Origin of the sequence: Streptomyces sp. NPDC059003 (assembly GCF_042740445.1) — a bacterium.
In the GTDB taxonomy this organism is placed as follows: Bacteria; Actinomycetota; Actinomycetes; order Streptomycetales; family Streptomycetaceae; genus Streptomyces.
In genome coordinates this window covers 1-4,363 of the sequence record NZ_JBHYJH010000342.1, presented here as the reverse complement: position 1 = coordinate 4,363, position 4,363 = coordinate 1, and the positions used below count along the sequence as shown (strand labels likewise).

General features: G+C 69.4%; 4 protein-coding genes. All 4 read right to left on the bottom strand.

Going from position 1 to position 4,363, the window contains the following annotated elements; genetic code table 11:
- Nucleotides 1–320, bottom strand: a 320-nt coding sequence (locus ACFWZ5_RS45030) for a flavodoxin-dependent (E)-4-hydroxy-3-methylbut-2-enyl-diphosphate synthase (RefSeq protein WP_384892969.1), incomplete at its 3' end; no start/stop codon positions are given.
- On the bottom strand, nucleotides 317–2,197 hold the full coding sequence (locus ACFWZ5_RS45025) for a 1-deoxy-D-xylulose-5-phosphate synthase (RefSeq protein WP_384892966.1): 1,881 nt from the start codon (nucleotides 2,195–2,197) through the stop codon (nucleotides 317–319). The genes ACFWZ5_RS45030 and ACFWZ5_RS45025, both read right to left, overlap by 4 nt.
- Nucleotides 2,198–2,646: 449 nt before the next feature.
- The gene (locus ACFWZ5_RS45020) at nucleotides 2,647–3,474 is read right to left on the bottom strand and encodes a hypothetical protein (protein WP_384892963.1); all 828 of its coding nucleotides are present in this window, start codon (nucleotides 3,472–3,474) and stop codon (nucleotides 2,647–2,649) included.
- Between the two features lie 162 nt (nucleotides 3,475–3,636).
- Nucleotides 3,637–4,363 (bottom strand): transposase (locus ACFWZ5_RS45015; RefSeq protein WP_384892960.1); only part of this gene is annotated, 727 nt, incomplete at its 5' end.

Here is a 4,363-nt window from a genome sequence, read left to right as displayed (position 1 = left end):
ATCGCGGCGAAGACGTAGCGGGGCTGGAAGTGGATGTCGGCGATGACCGGGATCGGCGACCTGGCCACGATCTTTGGGAGGGCGTCGGCGTCGTCGGCGGAGGGCACGGCGACGCGCACCAGGTCGCAGCCGGCCGCGGTGATCGCGGCGATCTGCTGCAGTGTGGCGTCCACGTCGGCGGTGTTGGTGGTGGTCATGGTCTGCACGCTGATCGGGGCGCCGCCCCCGACCGGCACGGCCCCGACCTGGATCCGGTGACAGGAGCGCCGCACCGGCGTCCGGGGCGGCGGGGCGGGCAGGCCGAGAGCGATGCGGCTCATCGCGCACTCCTTGTGGCCGTGATGGGGGAAGCGGGCGCCGGGATCCGTCGGCGCAGATGGTCCAGAGCCGTGCGGGTGATGCCGTCGGTATCCAGGCCCGCCCGGGCCAGCAGGCCGCCGCGGGACCCGTGCGGGACGAAGGCGGTGTCCAGACCGAGCGAGACGACGGGGGCGGCAGTGCGGGCGTCCTGGCAGGCCTGGGCGATGCGGTGGCCGATACCGCCGGCGCGCAGCCCGTCCTCGGCCGTGACCACCAGGCGGTGGCGGGCCGCCAGCGCCACCAGCGCGGGGTTGACCGGGTGGACCCAGCCCGGATCGACAACGGTCACCCCGGCCCCGTCCTGCTCCAGCAGGGCAGCTGTCTCAAGGCAGGGCCCGGCGAGCGGCCCGACAGGTACCAGCAGGACGTCCAGCGGGCGGCGGGGACTGCGGCGTAGGATGTCGAGGCCGTCCATGCGCGCGACCGCCTCGATGCTGGTGGCGGCGGTGCCTTTGGGAAAGCGCAGAACGGTCGGGCCGTCCTGGGCGACCGCCTGACCCAGCAGGTCGCGCAGCCGGGTAGCGTCCCGGGGGGCGGCTATGCGCAGGTGCGGCACCGCCGCAAGGACGGCCAGGTCCCACATGCCGTGATGGGACGGCCCGTCCGGGCCGGTGATCCCGGCCCGATCCAGCACGAAGGTGACCGGCAGCCGGTGCAGGCCGACATCCATCAGCACCTGGTCGAAGGCCCGGTTCACAAACGTCGCGTAGATCGCGACCACGGGGTGCAGGCCGCCCATCGCAAGAGCGGCCGCGCTGGTGACAGCGTGCTGCTCGGCGATCCCGACATCGAAGACCCGCCCGGGGAACCTCACGGCCATGGGATGCAGGCCGGCCGGGCGTAGCATCGACGCCGTCACTGCCACCACCTCCTCCCGGCCGGACGCCAGCTCCACCAGCGCCCGCGCGAACACCTCCGTCCACGACGGCGCCGATGTCTTGGTACCAGGCGGGGCGTGCCCGGTGGCGGCATCGACCGGGCCGACGGCGTGCAGGCAGTCCGCCTCATCTCGCTCGGCGGGCGGATACCCCTTGCCCTTGACAGTGACCGCATGCACCAGCACCGGGCACCCAAGCGCCCGCGCCCGGACCAGCGCGGCCTCCACAGCGCCGATGTTGTGCCCGTCCACCGGCCCGACGTAGACGAAACCCAGATCGGTGAAGAGATTCCGGCGCGTCTGCGGGCCGTCTTCTTGCCGCAGGGCCGCCAGATGGCCAGCCAGGGCCCCGGTGGTGGGGGCGTAGGAGCGGCCGTTGTCGTTGACCACCACGATCACCGGCCGGTCCGGGGCGGCGCCCAGGTTGTTCAGCGCCTCAAACGCCATGCCCCCCGTCAGGGCGCCGTCCCCGATGACCGCCACCACCGCCCGGTCCTGCTCGCCCGCAAGCTGACGGGCCTTGGCCAGGCCGTCCGCGTACGCCAGGGCGGTGGAGGCATGCGAGTTCTCCACGAGGTCGTGCACCGACTCGCTGCGGGAGGGATAGCCGGACAGGCCGCCCGCCTGCCGCAGGGTGGCAAATGCCCCGGCGCGGCCGGTGAGGATCTTGTGCACGTACGCCTGATGACCGGTATCGAAGACCAGCGCATCCCGCGGGGAGTCAAAGATGCGGTGCAGCGCAAGGGTGAGCTCCACCATCCCCAGATTCGGCCCCAGATGCCCGCCCGCGGTGCACACCCGCTCCACCAGAAATCTGCGGATCTCCCCGGCCAGATCAGCCAGCTGACACGGCCTCAGCCCTCGCAGCCACTCCGCCCCGCACTCATCGCCCCCGTCCTCACGCGCACCCGGCCGGGGACCCCCGTCCGGCAGCAGATAGGAAACATCCGGTATGTCCATGGAATCCTGCCAGCAGAGGACAAGGGCAAAGGACAGAGGCGCAGCACATAGCGAAGGAGGTATTCCCTTCCGGCGGGAACGCCTAATCGTGGGGCACACGTTCGAAAGAAGCGCGGGGAGCGCACGGCGCATTTCACTCCCACTGCATAGACCTAAGGCATCAAACGCACATCCGCGCGCCTGTCGTACCCCCCTCGTGCGCCGTACGTCAGGACGTCCGGCGGACCCACGCGGGTCCGGGCTTCGCCGTTCCCGGCAACCGCTGACCGCCGCCCCCCTGTCCCTCCATCAAGCACGGTGCTGACTCGGCTCCGCCTCTACTGCTCATGTGACTTACGGTGAGCGCCGTCATAACCCCGGGAGATCCACGGGGAGGGGCAGGTCCGTTGGCGTTCCTGACCGACGAGCAACGCCTGACTCGGCTCTGGCGCATGGATGCTGCTGGTGATCTACATCTGTCCTGGTGAATGGCGTCGTAACGCCTCCGGCTTCCTCGGGTGTCGTGCTGCACTGAGATGACGCTCAACCGCTCTGACCAGGCCCGTGTGCAGGCCTTCGGTCTTAGCGCGGTTGCAGGTGCTATCCTTGCTGTGCCGCACCGATACGTACTGGGGGCCGCCAGGCCAGTCCCAGGCGCCGTTGAACTGCCCGCGAACGTCCTCGGCGTACCACACCAGCTGGCCCCGGGAGCCGTTGATCAGCGGTGCCATCCGCTGTTTGAGGCCGCGTCGGTGTGAGCCACCTTTTACCGAACCGCACATGGGCCTCACCGAAGGGCCCACGTCCCACAGCAGGTCCGGCAGGTCCAAGCCTGTGGTCTCGCCGATCCGCGACCACCGCCTGCCCGCGGTGTAGTTGCGGGCCTCGGGCAGGAACTTCCGCACGGAGAGCAGGTAGCCCTTCCAGCCGTCGAAGAGGCGGGTCACCTCGGCATCGCTCAGCGGAATCCGTAGGTTGAGACCCCAGCCCGATCCCGGACGGTTCATCTCGTCGATCGGGCATTGCACGAACTCCCGGGTCACGTGGACCTCAGTTGGTGCCGCAGCTTCAGGGACTCGGTGACGGCCCACCGCGTTCCGACACTCCGAGATCACCCGGCTCTCTGCCCGGACGGAATTCTCGTCCACCCCGGCAGCTGACCGCGCGAGCACGAAGCCAGCCACCAGGTCCTGTTTGAAGGCGTCGAGATCCTCAGTGTTCGGCGCAGGCCGGACCGAACGCAAGTCGTGCGCGAGAGCCAGTGCCAGAGCCGCCACACCTTCACCAATGCCATGCATCCATCACCAAGGAAGCGACTCTTTCAGTAACTTTGATGACCTTTCAATGTCTGGCAAAGCCCCCATGCACAGCAGACGTCGCAGGCCAGCGACGCCCCAGTACGGCCCCGGGCGTTGGACACCCCCTGGATGAGCTTCAATCCACCGTGTGAATTGGTGAGTTCAGGTTTTGGTGGTTCTCGGATGGTTTTCCTGTCGGCGGGCAGGGGCGTCGCTGTCAGGGGCGGAGGCGGTGCCGGTGGCGGTCCACAGGCCGGTGAAGGCGTCGGCCCATGGCCAGCGTTCGGGCAGGTGGAGGGTGAGGGTCCGGGCGCCGGTGGCAATGCGGGCGGGGAGGGTGACCAGGTGGCGGCGGAGGGTGCCGGTGCGGGCCCTGGTATGGAACACCGAGGCGAGGTGGCCGGCTGCGCGGGTGAGGTTGTAGGCCGCGGCCGCGAGGGTGAACCAGACGGCGTTCGCGGTGAACGTACCCGAGGGCGGGTGGGCGAGGGCGGAGTCCTCCAGGTCGGCGAAGACCGGCTCGATCACTGAGTGCTCGCAGTGCCTCGGCTCGGCCTGCTCCAGGGGGAAGGGCGAGTTGGTGAAGATGGCGTGGCGGTGGGCGGCGAACAGCTCACCCTGCCCCTCAGGCACCGAGGCGGGGTTGAGCCGTTTGACCCGGCGGATGACAAGGCGGGCGGTGACCTGGTACTTCTTCGTTTTGGAGGTGAAGGCGGTGAACGGGATCTCGGCGATCTCGGCGTCGGAGATCCAGCGTTGCTCGTCCTTGTCGAAGACGGCCTTCGGGTAGGCGATCGGCCTCCACACGTCCTCGCTGATGCCCGCGATCGCCTCGCGGATCTCCTTCCTGACCGGGACGCCGAGGGAGAAGACCTCACCGTGCTCACGG